Raw genomic sequence first — 16,173 nt, 5'->3', positions numbered from 1 at the left:
GTCAATATAGATGTCGACTGACACTCCCTCTTCGCGAGCAAGCCCGCTCCCACATGGGCCCTGTGTGATTTTTCAGAGCGAATAATAAGGATCAGGCCATGCGCGCACTCGCCGCTTTAAGTCGTTTTGTCGGCAACACCTTCGCTTACTGGGTGCTGATTTTTGCTGTCGTGGCGTTTCTGCAACCGGCGTGGTTCATCGGCCTGAAAGGCGCCATCGTCCCGCTGCTGGGGCTGGTGATGTTCGGCATGGGCCTGACCCTCAAACTCGAAGACTTCGCCGAAGTCGCTCGCCACCCGTGGCGCGTGGCGTTGGGCGTGGTTGCGCATTTCGTGATCATGCCCGGCATGGCGTGGTTGCTCTGCCAGGCGTTTCACCTGCCGCCGGAAATCGCCGTCGGCGTGATTCTGGTTGGCTGCTGCCCGAGTGGCACTTCCTCCAACGTCATGACCTGGCTGGCTCGCGGCGACCTGGCGCTGTCGGTGGCCATCGCCGCCGTCACCACCCTCCTCGCCCCGCTTCTGACCCCGGCGCTGATCTGGTTGCTGGCCTCGGCCTGGTTGCCGGTGTCGTTCATGGAGTTGTTCTGGTCGATCCTGCAAGTGGTGCTGTTGCCGATCGTGCTCGGCGTGGTCGCCCAACGGCTGCTCGGTAATAAAGTGCGCCACGCGGTAGAAGTGTTGCCGCTGGTGTCGGTGGTCAGCATCGTGATCATCGTCGCCGCCGTGGTTGCGGCCAGTCAGGCGAAGATCGCCGAGTCCGGCTTGCTGATCATGGCCGTGGTGATGTTGCACAACAGCTTCGGCTATTTACTGGGCTACTTCACCGGGCGTCTGTTCAAACTGCCGCTGGCTCAACGCAAGTCGTTGGCACTGGAAGTCGGCATGCAGAATTCCGGTTTGGGCGCCGCGCTGGCCAGTGCGCACTTCTCGCCACTGGCGGCGGTGCCGAGCGCGTTGTTCAGTGTGTGGCACAACATTTCCGGGGCGCTGCTCTCGACGTATTTCCGTCGCATGAGCGAAAAAGAAGATCGCGAAACCGCCGCGCGGGAAGCGACTGAATAAGCGCAAAACTTGATCCCCGGGTTAATGCTGGGCACTCTATGGCGCAACGCGGGGACGACCTCGCGGCTCGATCGAGTCATTAATCTGGGGACGACCCCGTCAATCGATGGAGGTCTCTCATGTCCTGGATCATTCTATTTTTCGCCGGCCTGTTCGAAGTCGGCTGGGCCGTTGGCCTGAAATACACCGACGGCTTCAGCCGTCCGCTCCCCACCGCACTCACCGTCGCCGCCATGGCTATCAGCCTTGGATTGCTGGGCCTTGCCATGAAGGAATTGCCGCTGGGCACGGCTTATGCGATCTGGACCGGTGTGGGCGCGGTGGGTACGGTGATTGCCGGGATCATTCTGTTTGGTGAGTCCATGGCGTTGTTCAGGCTGGCCAGTGTGGCGCTGATTATTGCCGGGCTCGTTGGGCTTAAGGTCAGCGCGTAACCTTTAGATCGCCTTCGCGGGCAAGCCTCGCTCCTACAGGGATTTGTGGTGCGCTCACCCTGAGTGGCACAACACAAAACCTGTAGGAGCGAGGCTTGCCCGCGAAGAGGCCCTCAACCTCACCGACTATCTAATCGCCCCGCGCAGCTCCCCCACCATCGCCTGCAACTTCGCCGGCTCCGCAGACTCAACCGCCACCGCCGGCCCCGCCACCAACGTCACCCGCGACCACAACCGGCGAAACAAGCCTTTGCCCGGATCGCGGCTGAAGAAACTCCCCCACAACCCTTGCAACGCCAACGGGATCACGGGCACCGGCGTCTCTTCGAGAATCCGCGTCAGGCCGCCCTTGAACTCATTGATCTCACCGTCAGCAGTCAGCTTCCCTTCAGGGAAGATGCACACCAGTTCGCCATCCTTCAGATACTGGGCAATCCGCTTGAAGGCCTTTTCGTAAATTTGAATGTCTTCCTGACGCCCCGCTATCGGAATCGTCCCGGCGGTGCGGAAGATAAAGTTCAGCACCGGCAGGTTGTAGATTTTGTAGTACATGACAAAGCGAATCGGCCTACGCACCGCGCCGCCAATCAGCAAGGCATCGACAAACGACACATGGTTGCACACCAGCAGCGCCGCGCCTTCGTCGGGAATCAGGTCGAGGTTGCGATGCTCGACGCGGTACATGGAATGGCTGAGCAGCCAGATCATGAACCGCATGCTGAACTCGGGAACGATGCTGAAGATGTAGGCGTTGACGCCGATGTTCAGCAGCGACACCACCAGGAACAACTGCGGGATCGACAGCTTGACCACACTCAACAGCACGATCGAGACAATCGCCGAGACCACCATAAACAGCGCGTTGAGAATGTTGTTGGCGGCAATCACTCGCGCCCGTTCGTTCTCGGCGGTGCGCGACTGGATCAGCGCGTACAGCGGCACGATGTAGAAACCGCCGAAAATTCCGAGGCCGAGGATGTCGATCAACACCAGCCAGGCGTGGCCAAAGCCCAAGACTTCGATCCAGCCATAGCCGTTCTCACTGTCCGGAATACCGCCGGAATGCCACCACAACAGCAAGCCAAACACCGTCAGGCCAAACGAGCCGAACGGCACCAGACCGATCTCGACTTTACGTCCGGAGAGCTTCTCGCACAGCATCGAACCCAATGCGATACCCACCGAAAACACGGTGAGGATCAGCGTCACCACAGTCTCGTCGCCCTGCATCCATTCCTTGGCGTAGGCCGGAATCTGCGTCAGGTAAATCGCCCCGACAAACCAGAACCACGAGTTGCCGACAATCGAGCGCGACACCGCCGGGGTTTGCCCGAGGCCCAGCTTCAACGTGGCCCAGGACTGAGTGAAGATATTCCAGTTCAGGCGCATCCCGGGGGACGCGGCGGCAGCGCGCGGAATGCTGCGGCTGGCCAGGTAACCCAGCACCGCGATGCCGACAATCGCCGTGGAAACCAGCGGCGCGTAATGCCCCGACGACATCATGATCCCGGCGCCAATGGTCCCGGCCAGGATCGCCAAAAAGGTGCCCATTTCCACCAGGCCGTTGCCACCGACCAACTCGTCTTCACGCAAGGCCTGGGGCAGGATCGAATACTTCACCGGCCCGAACAGCGCCGAGTGGGTGCCCATGGCGAACAGCGCCACCAGCATCAGCGACAAGTGATCGAACATAAACCCGACCGCGCCGACCGCCATGATGGCGATTTCCCCAAGCTTGATCAGACGAATCAGCGCGTCCTTGGCGAATTTTTCCCCGAACTGCCCGGCCAGGGCCGAGAACAGGAAAAACGGCAGAATGAACAACAGCGCGCACAAATTGACCCAGATCGAACGGTCACCGTCGATGGTCAGCTTGTACAGAATGGCGAGAATCAGCGACTGCTTGAAGATGTTGTCGTTGAACGCCCCAAGGGATTGGGTCACGAAAAACGGCAGGAAACGCCGGGTGCGCAGCAAGGTGAACTGTGAGGGGTGACTCATCTTCCGTGTTTCCCTGATGTTAGGTAGAGAGTGGCGTGGCGACTGTTATTGGAATGCCGAACGCCGATCCAGGCCACACATTACCTAAACTTTGCAGGTTATTTCTTTAATCCTGCAATGCACGGCGAGACAAACAACTCGCCACGCCAGGCGCCCTGCACCGTCCGCGTGCCGACGATCAGCCACATCACGGCCAGCATCGTCACCAAGACACAGCCAAACACACTGAAAAATGTCAGGTTCAAGGTGCTCGCAAGCTTCAGCGTGGCCAGGGAATAAACGCCCAGCGGGAAGGTAAATCCCCACCAGCCCAGGTTGAACGGGATGCCGGCGCGCAGGTAACGCACGGTGATCAGCACGGCGATCAGCATCCACCACAAGCCAAACCCCCACAGCGTGATCCCGGCCACCAGCCCCAGGCCGGCGGCGATGTCACCGATGCCCGGCAAACCGTTGGCGGCGAAGATCGCCGGAGCATCGGCGCCCAGCAGCAACATGCCCAGGGCCCCGGTGCCGATCGGCCCGAGCGCCAGCCAACTCGACGCGGCCATGTTTTCGTGGGGCAGTTTATGCAGCGCCATGCGCAGCAACAGGATGGTCAGAATGCTGAACGCCACCGGCAGGGAAAACGCCCACAGCACGTAGCTGGTCACCAGCACCACCAGTTGCGAATGGGCCTCGGCCAGGTGCGGCGCCAACAGGCCACCGCTGGCAGCGGCCACTTCTGCCGCCACGACGGGCAACAACCAAACGGCGGTCATCTGGTCGATGCTGTGTTCCTGACGGGTAAACATCATGTACGGGATCAACACCCCGCAGGCCAGCGACATCGCCACGTCCAGCCACCACAGCACTTCGGCGATGTGAATGACCCCGTCGCCCCAGCGCGGCAAACCGAACAGCAAGAAGCCGTTGATGATGGTCGCCAGGCCCATGGGGATCGTGCCGAAAAACATCGATACCGTAGAGTGACCGAAGATCCGCCGCGCCTCATCGAAGAACAGCACCCAGCGAGCGGCGTACATCCCGGTAAATAAAACAAACAGAAAAATGTTGAACAGCCACAAGCCCTCAGCCACCGCATACAAACCGGGAATCGCGACCGGCAACTGCGCCAGCGCCAGGGCGAGCACGCCGGTGCCCATGGTCGCGGCGAACCAGTTCGGCGTGAACTGGCGAATCGCTTCCAGCGCACGGGGTAGATGAGTGAAAGGTTTGAAGCCAGGCTTGGCAGTGTTGGAACAGATCATGGCGAACTCCTGTCCTCGAGTGAGGTTGAGCTCATGGTAGATCTGAATCGAATATCTATATAACCGGTAATATCTCTAACTGTTATCTGTTTTGCAGATATAACTTCAGACGCTGCCTTCAGACTCGATCACCAAAATCCGTGCCGCGCCCTGCGGATGCGCCACATGCTCGGTGCCCACCGAGGCGTAAAAGATATCGCCGACCTCCAGCAAAACCTGTTGCTCGACGCCTTCTTCGCGGTAATGCATCTGCACTTGGCCATCGAGCACGACGAACACTTCCTGACCATCATTGACGTGCCATTTGTAGGGCTGGTCAGTCCAGTGCAAACGGGTCGTGATGCCGTTCATGTTGGCGATATCCAGCGCGCCCCAGGCTCGCTCGGCGGTGAAGGATTTGCTGCGGATGACTTTCATCGTGCGTTCCGTCGAAATGAAGGGTGAATGGCGGGGCCAAGGCTAGCGGTCAACGAACATCGGCGCCACAGACTTTCACTGCGCGCTGGCGCATCAACCCGAGTAACGCGCCCACTGCCAGCAAGATCAGCACCAGACCATAACCATCGGTGGTGGCGATCAACCCGAACGTGCGGGTCAAGCTCCCGGCCAGCAACGATGGCAAGCAGAACGCCAGGTAACTCAGCACATAAAACGCCGACATCAACCCGGCCCGCTCATGGGGCAAGGCCAAGGGCACCACCGTACGCACCGCGCCGAGGAAACCGGCGCCAAAACCACATCCGGCGATGAGGGTGCCGATAAAGAACAATGGAAGACTGGCGACATGCACAGCGACCAGAATCAGCGCAACGCCGGCAGGCAGCAGGCTGGCGCCCAAGCGCAACACTTTATCCGCCGGCCGAGTGCGCAAGGTGTAGATCATTAAAGCGCCGGTCACCGTCAACGCCGCAACCGTCGCGCCGCCGATCAGATTTGACGTCGATCCCGTAGCCGTGCGCACCAGCGACGGTGCCAGCGAAGCAAAGAAACCACCCAGCGCCCACACCGCCGTGTTAATCGGCAGCACCGACCATAACGCTCGCCGCGCCTGGACCGGCACATGCAGGGTCGGGCGCAGCGAGGCCAGCGCACCCGGTTGCCGGCTGACGCTTTCCGGCAGACGCCAGACGTACAACGCTTGCAACACAAACAGCGCGAACAGCACCCAAAAAGTCAGTTGCAAGGGCAGCGGCGCGAATTCGGCCAACAAGCCGCAACCCATCGCCCCCACAGCCATGCCCAGCAACGGCGCGACACTGTTGACCAACGGCCCTTGCTGGCGATCCGTATCCAGTAGCGCGGCACTTAATACGGCGGTGGCCATGCCCGTCGCAAAGCCCTGAAGCACTCGTGCACTGATCAGCCAGGCGACGCTGTCGGCATTGATAAACAGCAACATCGCCAGCATGTTGAGCAACACCGCGGTGAAAATCACCGGTTTGCGCCCCAGGTGATCCGAGAGCGAACCGACGGTCAGCAGTGCCGCCAGCAAACTCAGGGCGTACACCCCGAAAATCAGGGTCAGGGTCGCGGCCGAGAACTGCAACTGCTCCTGATACAGGTGATACAACGGCGTCGGCGCCGTGGAAGCGGCGAGAAAACTGAGTAAAGTGATCGCCAGAAACCACAGGCTGGAACGGTTTGAGGTTGGATGAGACATGTGCACACTCCGCAAAAGCTAATTATTTGCTTTTGCGGAGTGTGCTACTCGCTAACGCTTAAAGCAAATTCTTTGTGTTAAGGTCCGCCGCATGGCTATTAAAGAAGGTTTACGCCCGGGTGGCCGCAGTGCCCGGGTGCAAGAGTCGATTCATTCGGCAGTCCGCGATCTCCTCGAAGAGCAGGACCGCGCCACCGTGACCGTCCCGCAAATTGCCGCGCGCGCCGGGGTGACACCGTCGACGATCTATCGGCGCTGGGGCGATCTGTCGGTGTTGTTGGCGGATGTCGCCCTCGCCCGCCTGCGTCCTGACAGCGAGCCGGCCAACACCGGCAGCCTGCGCGGCGATGTTCGGGCCTGGGCCGAGCAGTATCTGGACGAGATGAGTTCCGAGCCGGGCCGCCACATTTTGCGCGATGTGCAATGCAGCGCCACGCCGGGCTATTGCGTGACCATCATTGGCGCGCAGTTGCAGACGATTCTGGATCGTTACCCCGATCAGCCTGGGCCAAGCGTTGATCGGCTGATCAACCTGGTGGTGGCGCCGACGGTGTTTCGCATCCTGTTCTCGGCGGCGGCGCTTGAGGTTGAGGAACTGCATCGGTTGATCGAGATTGCGCTGGATCAGTGAGGCCGCCCTTCGCGAGCAAGCCCACCCCCACATTTGAACCGAGTTCACTGATCCATTGTGGGAGCGGGCTTGCTCGCGAAGAGGCCAGTGAAGACACCACACCGACAACTGACCCATCGCTGCGACACCCCGCCACGCCACGACCTTGGTCGACACTGACGAACCCCCGCCATCGTGCGAGACTGTCTCACCGGGCGTGAACCCCGGATGTCTTTTGTCTGGAGTTTCCATGTCGCTGTCCAGCGGGCTGATCGCCGCCGTTGCCCTGGCCTATATGGCCATCATGTTCGCCATCGCCTTCTACGGCGACCGTCGCAGCGCGCCGTTGCCGCCGCGTGTGCGTGCCTGGGTCTACAGCCTGTCGCTGGCGGTTTATTGCACCAGTTGGACCTTCTTTGGCGCCGTGGGCCAGGCCGCCGAACAGCTCTGGTCGTTCCTGCCGATCTACCTTGGGCCGATCCTGCTGCTGGTGTGCGCGCCGTGGGTCCTGCAAAAAATGGTGATGATCAGCAAGCAGGAAAACATCACCTCCATCGCCGACTTTATCGCCGCGCGCTATGGCAAATCCCAGTCGCTGGCCGTGGTGGTGGCGTTGATCTGCCTTGTCGGGGTGCTGCCGTACATTGCCTTGCAGCTCAAGGGCATCGTGCTCGGCGTCAACCTGTTGATCGGTGCCGGCGCCGACGCCATGGGCACCCGCGCCCAGGACACGGCGCTAATCGTTTCGCTGGTACTGGCGCTGTTCACCATCGTCTTCGGTACGCGCAACCTCGACGCCACCGAGCACCACCGGGGCATGGTGCTGGCGATTGCGTTCGAATCGCTGGTCAAGCTGTTCGCCTTCCTCGCGGTTGGCGCGTTCGTTACCTACGGTTTGTATGACGGTTTCGACGACCTGTTCGACCAGGCCATGCTCGCGCCGCGCCTGGAAGAATATTGGAAAGAAACCATCAATTGGCCGTCGATGGTGGTGCAGACCGGCGTCGCGATGATGGCGATCATCTGCCTGCCCCGACAGTTCCACGTCACCGTGGTGGAAAACATCGAGCCCCAGGATTTGCGCCTGGCCAAGTGGGTGTTCCCGGCGTACCTCGCTCTGGCGGCGCTGTTTGTAGTCCCGATCGCCCTGGCCGGTCAGATGTTGCTACCAAGTTCGGTATTGCCGGACTCTTTCGTCATCAGTCTGCCGCTGGCCCAGGCCCACCCGGCGCTGGCGTTGCTGGCGTTTATCGGCGGCGCTTCAGCGGCCACCGGCATGGTGATCGTGGCCAGCGTGGCACTGTCGACCATGGTCTCCAACGACATGCTGCTGCCGTGGTTGCTGCGCCGCAACAACGCCGAGCGGCCGTTCGAAGTGTTCCGCCAGTGGATGCTCTCGGTGCGCCGGGTCAGCATCGTGGTGATTTTGCTACTGGCCTACGTCAGTTATCGCTTGCTCGGCTCCACCGCCAGCCTGGCAACCATCGGCCAGATTGCCTTTGCCGCCGTAACTCAACTGGCCCCGGCGATGCTCGGCGCGTTGTACTGGAAACAGGCGAACCGTCGTGGCGTATTCGCCGGCCTCGCCGCCGGGACCTTCCTCTGGTTTTACACGCTAATTCTGCCGATTGCCGCCCATAGCCTCGGCTGGTCACTGACCAGTTTCCCCGGCCTGGCGTGGCTGCACAGCAACCCGCTGAACCTGCCGATCAGCCCGCTGACCCAAGGCGTGGTGCTGTCCCTGGCGGGTAACTTCACGCTGTTCGCCTGGGTCTCGGTGCTGTCGCGCACCCGGGTGTCCGAACACTGGCAGGCTGGCCGATTCATTGGTCAGGAAATCAGCGCCCGGCCCAGCGCTCGCTCGATGCTCTCGGTGCAAATCGACGATTTGCTGCAACTGGCCGCCCGTTTTGTCGGTGAAGAACGCGCCCGGCAAAGCTTCATCCGTTTTGCTTATCGCCAGGGCAAAGGCTTCAACCCGAACCAGAACGCCGACGGAGAATGGATCGCCCACACCGAACGTTTGCTGGCCGGTGTCCTCGGCGCCTCTTCGACCCGCGCCGTGGTAAAAGCCGCCATTGAAGGTCGGGAAATGCAGTTGGAGGATGTCGTCCGTATCGCCGACGAAGCCTCGGAAGTGTTGCAGTTCAACCGCGCCCTGTTGCAAGGGGCGATCGAAAACATCACCCAGGGCATCAGCGTGGTTGACCAGTCGTTGAAACTGGTGGCCTGGAACCGGCGTTATCTGGAGTTGTTCAACTACCCGGACGGCTTGATCAGCGTCGGCCGGCCGATTGCCGACATCATTCGCTACAACGCCGAACGCGGGTTGTGCGGCCCCGGTGAAGCGGAAGTGCACGTCGCCAGACGTTTGCACTGGATGCGTCAGGGCCGTGCCCACACCTCTGAGCGACTTTTCCCCAATGGCCGTGTGATTGAGCTGATCGGCAACCCGATGCCCGGCGGCGGTTTCGTCATGAGCTTCACCGACATCACCGCGTTCCGCGAGGCCGAACAGGCGTTGACCGAGGCCAACGAAGGCCTGGAGCAACGGGTGACCGCGCGCACTCACGAACTCTCGCAACTCAACGTCGCCCTCACCGAAGCCAAAGGCACCGCCGAGTCGGCCAACCAGTCGAAAACCCGGTTCCTGGCGGCGGTCAGCCATGACTTGATGCAACCGCTGAACGCCGCACGCCTGTTCTCCGCCGCGCTGACGCATCAGGACGACGGCTTGTCCAGCGAGGCGCAAAAACTAATCCATCACCTGGACAGTTCCTTGCGCTCGGCCGAGGACTTGATCAGCGATTTACTCGACATTTCCCGCCTGGAAAACGGCAAGATCAACCCCGATCCCAAGCCGTTCGTGCTCAACGAGCTGTTCGATATCCTCGGCGCCGAGTTCAAGGCACTGGCCCAGGAACAAGGGCTGAAATTCCGCCTGCGCGGCAGCACGTTGCGGGTCGACAGCGACATCAAGCTGTTGCGGCGAATCTTGCAAAACTTCCTGACCAACGCCTTTCGTTATGCCAAAGGCCCGGTGTTGCTGGGGGTTCGGCGGCGCAAGGGCGAACTGTGCCTGGAAGTCTGGGACCGTGGCCCGGGGATTCCGGAAGATAAACAGCAAGTGATTTTCGAAGAATTCAAACGCCTCGACAGCCACCAGACCCGCGCCGAGAAAGGCCTGGGCCTGGGCCTGGCGATTGCCGACGGGTTATGCCGCGTGCTGGGGCACACCTTGCGGGTGCGTTCGTGGCCGGGTCATGGCAGCGTGTTCAGCGTCAGCGTACCGCTGGCCAGGGCGCAGACGGCAGCGGCGCCGCACAACATCACCGAACTCAACGGCAAGTTGCCGACCGGCGCGCAGGTGCTGTGTGTCGACAATGAAGACAGCATTTTGATTGGCATGAACAGCCTGCTGACGCGCTGGGGCTGCCAGGTCTGGACCGCACGCAACCGTGAAGAGTGCACCGCGCTGCTCAGCGATGGGGTGCGTCCGCAATTGGCGCTGGTGGACTATCACCTGGACGACGGTGAAACCGGCACCGAGTTGATGGCGTGGTTGCGCACTCGTTTGGGCGAACCGGTGCCGGGGGTGGTGATCAGCGCCGATGGGCGTCCGGAGACGGTGGCTCAGGTGCATGCGGCGGGGCTGGATTATTTGGCCAAACCGGTGAAACCGGCGGCGTTGCGGGCGTTGTTGAGTCGGCATTTGCCTTTGTAAAGTCAGAGTCAACGCCAAAAGATCGCAGCCTTCGGCAGCTCCTACAGGTGTACGCAAAAACCTGTAGGAGCTGCCGAAGGCTGCGATCTTTTGATCTTTATTCAGGCAACTCCGCCAACCCATCCACATCGGTCATCGCCCGCTCCAGCAAATCCGCCGGCAAACTCTTGCTGGCCCGGGCGCCGAGCAACTTCAGTTGCTCGCTGCGACTGACCAGATTGCCGCGCCCTTCTGTGAGTTTGTTACGCGCCGAGCTGTAGGCTTTATCCAGTTGCTGCAAGCGATTGCCGACTTCATCCAGGTCCTGGATAAACAGCACAAACTTGTCGTACAGCCACCCTGCCCGCTCGGCAATTTCCCGGGCGTTCTGGCTCTGGCGTTCTTGCTTCCACAAGCTGTCGATGACCCGTAGCGTGGCCAGCAATGTGGTCGGGCTGACGATCACGATGTTGCGATCGAAGGCTTCCTGAAACAGCGTCGGCTCAGCCTGTAGCGCGGCGGAAAACGCCGCTTCGATCGGCACGAACAGCAAGACGAAATCCAGGCTGTGCAAGCCGTCGAGCCGTTTGTAGTCCTTGCCGGACAAGCCTTTGACGTGATTGCGCAAGGACAGCACGTGCTGTTTGATTGCGATCTGGCCGATGGCATCGTCCTCGGCCGACACGTATTGCTGATACGCCGTGAGGCTGACTTTGGAGTCGACCACCACTTGCTTGTCGCCGGGCAAATAAATGATCACGTCCGGCTGGAAACGCTCGCCGTCCGGGCCTTTGAGATTGACCTGGGTCTGGTACTCGCGGCCCTTCTCCAGGCCGGCGTGCTCAAGCACTCGTTCGAGAATCAGCTCGCCCCAGTTGCCTTGGGTTTTCTGGCCTTTCAAGGCGCGGGTCAGGTTGGTGGCTTCGTCGCTCAGGCGCAAGTTCAGCTGTTGCAGGCGCTCCAGCTCCTTGGCCAGGGAGAAACGTTCACGGGCCTCGGCCTGGTAACTTTCTTCGACGCGTTTTTCGAAGGACTGGATGCGTTCTTTCAACGGATCGAGCAACTGCCCCAAACGCTGCTGACTGGTTTCGGCGAAACGCTGCTCGCGCTCATCGAAGATCTTGCCCGCCAGTTCGGCGAACTGCGCCCGCAGCTCATCCCGGGAGCCCTGGAGGTCGTCGAGGCGTTGCTGATGGCTTTCCTGTTGCTCGCGCAGCTCGGCGTTCAGGGATGCGGCTTGGGCGTCCAGGCGACGCAACTCGGCTTCTTTGCCGGCGCGTTCGATGTTCCAGGCGTGGGACGCGTCGCGAGCATCGTCGCGCTCGATTTGCAGCAGCTCGACTTCACGGCGCACGGCGGCCAGCTCGGCTTGTTTGGCGGAGTTGGCCTGGCTCAGGTCACCGATTTCGTCACGGCAGGCATCGAGTTGGGCATTCAAGCCGTCCTGGGCCAATTGGGCCATGGCCAGCCGCTCTTCCAGCAACGCGGCCCCGGCCTGCGCTGCGCTCGCCCGGCACTGGATTTGCCAGGCCAGTGCCAACAATGGCAATGCCGCGCCCGCCAGACCAAGCAATATGCTGGTCAAGTCCATAGCCATAGCCACTCCTGCCAATGAGATAAAGCCTGAAGGTTAACCAAGGCGTCAGGTCTTGGACAGCTCAGTCTTCGATCAGCCCCAGTTCCCGCTGAGCCCGCCGGTCACCGGCCCGGGCGGCCTGACGCAGCAGGTCCTGGCCGATACGCCGGTCCCGGGCATTTCCACACTCGCGGCACATCAACTGACCCAACCGACTTTGAGCCGCCACCACGCCTTCACGGGCCGGCTGCTTGAGCAGACGTCCGGCAAAGTGTTTGACGTTCTGGTTATCCCCCAGGCGCGGGCTGTCGAGTAACCATTCGGCCACACGCATGGAGAAGCGCTTGGGAGGGGTAACAGTGGGAGGTGTATCGGTAACAGAGGTTGATACTGAGCGAAACTTCATAAAGCACTGTGGGACAGATCGGAAGGCGCGCCACTCTACTCTTTTTTTCGTACAGGTAAAGTCGAAAAAAACCCGGCACGCCCGTCCTAGAGCAAGCGCTTGGGACAATCCACAGAAGCTGTGGATAACTCAGTGGACAACCGCCCTTGAACTCTCGCAAAGCCCTATGGAATGGGGCTCGCAGTCAAACTGACGATTTTTTCACCAGTAAAAAAAAGCGATGTTTTTCATTGACTTAAATTTTCATTACAGGCACCCACTGTGTTGGAAGCCAAGGTGACAGTGGCGTGACAACCTGCGCAACTAATGTGCACAAGTACCTTCAGGGCGGTTATATCGATGCGCTTTTTCGGCGCGCTTTTGCTCAACGCCTGGGGATAAGCCAAGGTGAAGCCGCCATTCAGATGGATTCCTGCACCCTTCAAGCGCAACGACCAACGGTCAAATTCAGCGCCACTACAGGGCGAGCCGCCTGTTTAGGGCCTATAATCACGGCCCCCGCGACGACCTGATTCGCCCCGCCACAGATTTATTTTGCTAACACACTTCCTTTCTCAAATTCAATCCGTTAGTATCCGCAGCGTTAGTACCAAGCTGAAAGTCAATTCTGGTCGAACAAATCTCCACGGTCAGCCTTCCCTTGAGAAGCCTCCACCGACAAAGCGGGATCGACCACCTCGATGGTTTCCAGGTAAACCTTGCGTCAACACAGCCTTTGATCGAAAGCGAAGGGTGTTGCGAAGACCACTTACTCTGACCGAACCAGCCTGCAAATTGATCAGGATCTTCACCCCGGGCCCAGAACCTTTGCCCTTGATGTGCTGCCTGCCCTCCTAAGTACCTACCTGCCAGCCCAAGCGCGCCAATTATCAGCGCTTCAAACTGGCTGCTTTGTTCCAGTCGGGTTCTTCGTTCGGCCAATGGTGGTCGTCGTCACTGGAACGTTTTAATTTTGCACGGCTCTTATCCGTGTCGCTTGTAGGAACACCCAATAATGACTACTCAAATCCACACTCAGGATGCCATTCGCACCCTAACCAACGCTTTTGCCCCAATGAACTGCCTGATCATGGCCGCTCGCAAAGGCTGCTTCAGCTTCACTCTGGTCAACGAACACGGTATCGCTCGTCACAGCGAACGCCTGTACCCCGATCAATACTCCAGCGCCGAGCCGCTGCAGGCCGTGATCGATCGTACTCGCCAGGCACTGGTTGCCTGAGACGCCAGAAAGACTGAAAACCTCAAAAGCCCTGCTCAAAAAGCAGGGCTTTTTATTGCCTGATATTTCTCTTTTCGCAGTACAGGCCTAAGTACTAACCGATATAACGGTTATAACTGCCTGCTGGAAATATTTTAAAAACAGTCCTTTACAGCGCGAATATGACACTACACTTCAACTCAAGCGGCTTGATCCGCTTCCGGCGAGCCTGAGTCGATTCACTGCTGCCAAGCCCACCTTCAGGTATCGCCGCCCATTTCATGTTTCGAGGGCTTTATGGGTATCGCTGCCAGCGAACTGTGCCGTTATGTGATCCGCCCGACCTTGATTTACCTCGGGCGCCATAGCGCAACTGCCGAATCCCTGTTGCTGGGCATTGCCGCCAGCCAGTCAGCCCTTGGCTCCGCCCTGCATGACCGCCGCGGACACGGCCTGTACCGAATCGCCGAACCCCGCCACCGGGCGCTCTGGGATGACTACCTGGCCCTCGACCCCGAGCGCGCCAGCCTGGTTCGCGGCCTTGCCAGCCAGCATGCCTTTTTGAGCAGCCCGCACCTGGAATTGACCGTTAACCTGCGTTACGCCACTGCCATTGCCTGGCTGTTGGTCGAAGAGCAAAACACTCCCCTGCCCGATCCCGATGATGTGCTGGGGATGGCGCGAATCTGGCGCCAGACTTTCCAGCCCCAGGGACGCCTGCGTGACTTTACCTGCGCCTGGCAAACCTGTGTTTCACCCCTGAATCAAGTCGCTTGCTGACCGCCCTGCTTCAGAAGATCGGGCAACCGGTCGCGAATCTGGTCGGATTGTCCTACAAAACCGCTCTAACTCAACCCATACAGGCTATAGCGCTGCGGCGAAAATGTTGGTAATTTTCGCCCCGGTGATCACCAGGAGTTCTAATAATGAAAAAAGTCATGCTCAAAACCACCCTTAGCCTCGCCGTTACCTTGGCATCCACCCAGCTCTTCGCAAGTGGCTTCGCCATCAACGAACAAAGCATTAGCGGGATGGGTACAGGTTTTGCTGGGCGATCTTCCGCTGCCGATGACGCAAGTACAATTTATGGCAACCCTGCCGGCATGGCGCGCATCAAGCGCGAACAAGTCACCGGTGGCGCTGCAATGCTCGACGCACACACCGACATCAGCAAGGCCAGCTCCCGTCCGAACTCGGGTAGCAATGACGGCGACATGGTGCCGTTCATCGCCGTGCCGATGGGCTACTACGTCAAGCCAATCGATGATCAATGGGCCGTTGGTGTAGGTGTATACGCGCCGTTCGGTCTGGTGACCGACTACGAACACGGTTTTGCCGGCCGTTACTTCGGCAGCACCAGCGACGTGAAAGTCGTCACCCTGCAACCAACCGTGAGCTACGCCTTCAACGACAAGGTGTCGATCGGCTTCGGACCGACCATCAACCGTATCGACGGCAAGCTGGAGTCGAACATTTCGGCTATCTCGGCTCTTCCTGACGGCGAAGTGAAGATCAAGGGCGACGACACTGCACTGGGCTACAACATCGGTATCCTGGCTCAGTTGACCGAGAGCACCCGTGTCGGCCTGACCTATCACTCGAAAGTGAAGTACAAGCTTGAAGGCAACACCAAGATCAACTACGGCGTACTGGGCTTGCTTGGCCAGAGCACAAGCCAGAAGTACGACGCCTCGCTGGACCTGACCACGCCGGAATCGGTGGACTTCTCGGTCACTCACCAGCTTGACGACAAGTGGACTCTTTACGCAGGCAGCACCTGGACTCGCTGGAGCCGCCTGAAAGAAATCACTGTCGAAAACAAAGGTGTTCCGACCAGCCTGGCTGGCCAGTTCGGCTCCATCACCGAAGAACAGAACTGGCACGACACCTGGGCTCACGCCATCGGCGCGTCTTACCAGTTGAACAAAGAATGGGTGCTGCGTACCGGTCTGACCTTCGACCAGGCGCCGACCAACAACGTCGACCGCTCCCCACGCATCCCGACTGGCGATCGCAAGATTTTCAGCCTGGGCGCCGGCTGGAGCCCGACCGACGACCTGACCATCGACGTGGCGTATTCGTACCTGCGCGAAGAGTCGGTCAATATCAACAACACCAACGACCGTGGCCAGGCCTACAGCGCCAAGTATCAAAACTGGGCGAACGGTTTCGGTGTTGGTGCGACCTACCGCTTCTGATGATTCACGGCGAGGCTGAACCGCTCGCCGCCTGAATCGAAAAAGCCCCGCTCTCTTGTACAGAGGCGGGGCT

General features: G+C 59.9%; 13 protein-coding genes. 7 read left to right on the top strand and 6 right to left on the bottom strand.

The window, feature by feature from the left end:
• Positions 1-98 precede the first annotated feature (98 nt).
• Positions 99-1,064, top strand: a complete 966-nt coding sequence (locus tag V5E99_RS06340) for a bile acid:sodium symporter family protein (protein WP_499801666.1) — start codon at positions 99-101, stop codon at positions 1,062-1,064.
• Positions 1,065-1,183: 119 nt separating this feature from the next.
• Positions 1,184-1,498, top strand: coding sequence for a quaternary ammonium compound efflux SMR transporter SugE (sugE, locus tag V5E99_RS06335; RefSeq protein WP_027922462.1), 315 nt, complete (start codon positions 1,184-1,186; stop codon positions 1,496-1,498).
• Between the two features lie 126 nt (positions 1,499-1,624).
• Here sugE and V5E99_RS06330 read toward each other — a convergent pair whose 3' ends face one another.
• From V5E99_RS06330 to V5E99_RS06315, 4 genes are all read right to left on the bottom strand, one after another.
• On the bottom strand, positions 1,625-3,499 hold the full coding sequence (locus V5E99_RS06330) for an MFS transporter (RefSeq protein ID WP_499801665.1): 1,875 nt from the start codon (positions 3,497-3,499) through the stop codon (positions 1,625-1,627).
• 98 nt (positions 3,500-3,597) lie between these two features.
• Positions 3,598-4,749, bottom strand: coding sequence for a TDT family transporter (locus tag V5E99_RS06325; RefSeq protein WP_499801664.1), 1,152 nt, complete (start codon positions 4,747-4,749; stop codon positions 3,598-3,600).
• A 105-nt stretch (positions 4,750-4,854) separates the two neighbouring features.
• Complete coding sequence (locus tag V5E99_RS06320; protein ID WP_499801663.1) at positions 4,855-5,166, bottom strand: cupin domain-containing protein; 312 nt, start codon at positions 5,164-5,166, stop codon at positions 4,855-4,857.
• A gap of 49 nt (positions 5,167-5,215) precedes the next feature.
• A complete protein-coding gene (locus V5E99_RS06315; protein ID WP_499801662.1) occupies positions 5,216-6,409 on the bottom strand; it encodes an MFS transporter in 1,194 nt (397 codons plus the stop codon).
• 91 nt (positions 6,410-6,500) lie between these two features.
• Between V5E99_RS06315 and V5E99_RS06310 the strand changes: the two genes are divergently transcribed.
• Complete coding sequence (locus V5E99_RS06310; protein ID WP_499801661.1) at positions 6,501-7,040, top strand: TetR/AcrR family transcriptional regulator; 540 nt, start codon at positions 6,501-6,503, stop codon at positions 7,038-7,040.
• 229 nt (positions 7,041-7,269) lie between these two features.
• Positions 7,270-10,743, top strand: a complete 3,474-nt coding sequence (locus V5E99_RS06305) for a hybrid sensor histidine kinase/response regulator (RefSeq protein WP_499801660.1) — start codon at positions 7,270-7,272, stop codon at positions 10,741-10,743.
• Between the two features lie 97 nt (positions 10,744-10,840).
• On the opposite strand, the gene V5E99_RS06300 is transcribed toward V5E99_RS06305, so the two are convergent.
• Positions 10,841-12,319: a DNA recombination protein RmuC gene (locus V5E99_RS06300; protein WP_499801659.1), complete on the bottom strand. Its 1,479-nt coding sequence runs from the start codon at positions 12,317-12,319 to the stop codon at positions 10,841-10,843.
• Between the two features lie 61 nt (positions 12,320-12,380).
• On the bottom strand, positions 12,381-12,632 hold the full coding sequence (locus tag V5E99_RS06295; RefSeq protein ID WP_499801658.1) for a hypothetical protein: 252 nt from the start codon (positions 12,630-12,632) through the stop codon (positions 12,381-12,383).
• Between the two features lie 1,066 nt (positions 12,633-13,698).
• On the opposite strand from V5E99_RS06295, the gene V5E99_RS06290 reads away from it, so the two are divergent.
• The 3 genes from V5E99_RS06290 to V5E99_RS06280 all read left to right on the top strand — a co-directional run bounded on the left by V5E99_RS06290 (position 13,699) and on the right by V5E99_RS06280 (position 16,100).
• A complete protein-coding gene (locus V5E99_RS06290; protein WP_162436092.1) occupies positions 13,699-13,923 on the top strand; it encodes a hypothetical protein in 225 nt (74 codons plus the stop codon).
• A 276-nt stretch (positions 13,924-14,199) separates the two neighbouring features.
• The gene (locus tag V5E99_RS06285; protein WP_499801657.1) at positions 14,200-14,682 is read left to right on the top strand and encodes a hypothetical protein; all 483 of its coding nucleotides are present in this window, start codon (positions 14,200-14,202) and stop codon (positions 14,680-14,682) included.
• Between the two features lie 146 nt (positions 14,683-14,828).
• Positions 14,829-16,100: an OmpP1/FadL family transporter gene (locus tag V5E99_RS06280; protein ID WP_499801656.1), complete on the top strand. Its 1,272-nt coding sequence runs from the start codon at positions 14,829-14,831 to the stop codon at positions 16,098-16,100.
• The last annotated feature ends 73 nt before the right edge of the window (positions 16,101-16,173 follow it).

Source organism: Janthinobacterium sp. LPB2021202312-11-4 (assembly GCF_037049705.1).
In the GTDB taxonomy this organism is placed as follows: Bacteria; Pseudomonadota; Gammaproteobacteria; order Pseudomonadales; family Pseudomonadaceae; genus Aquipseudomonas.
Note: the sequence above shows the minus strand (reverse complement) of the source record. Positions and strands in the feature narration are given on the sequence as shown.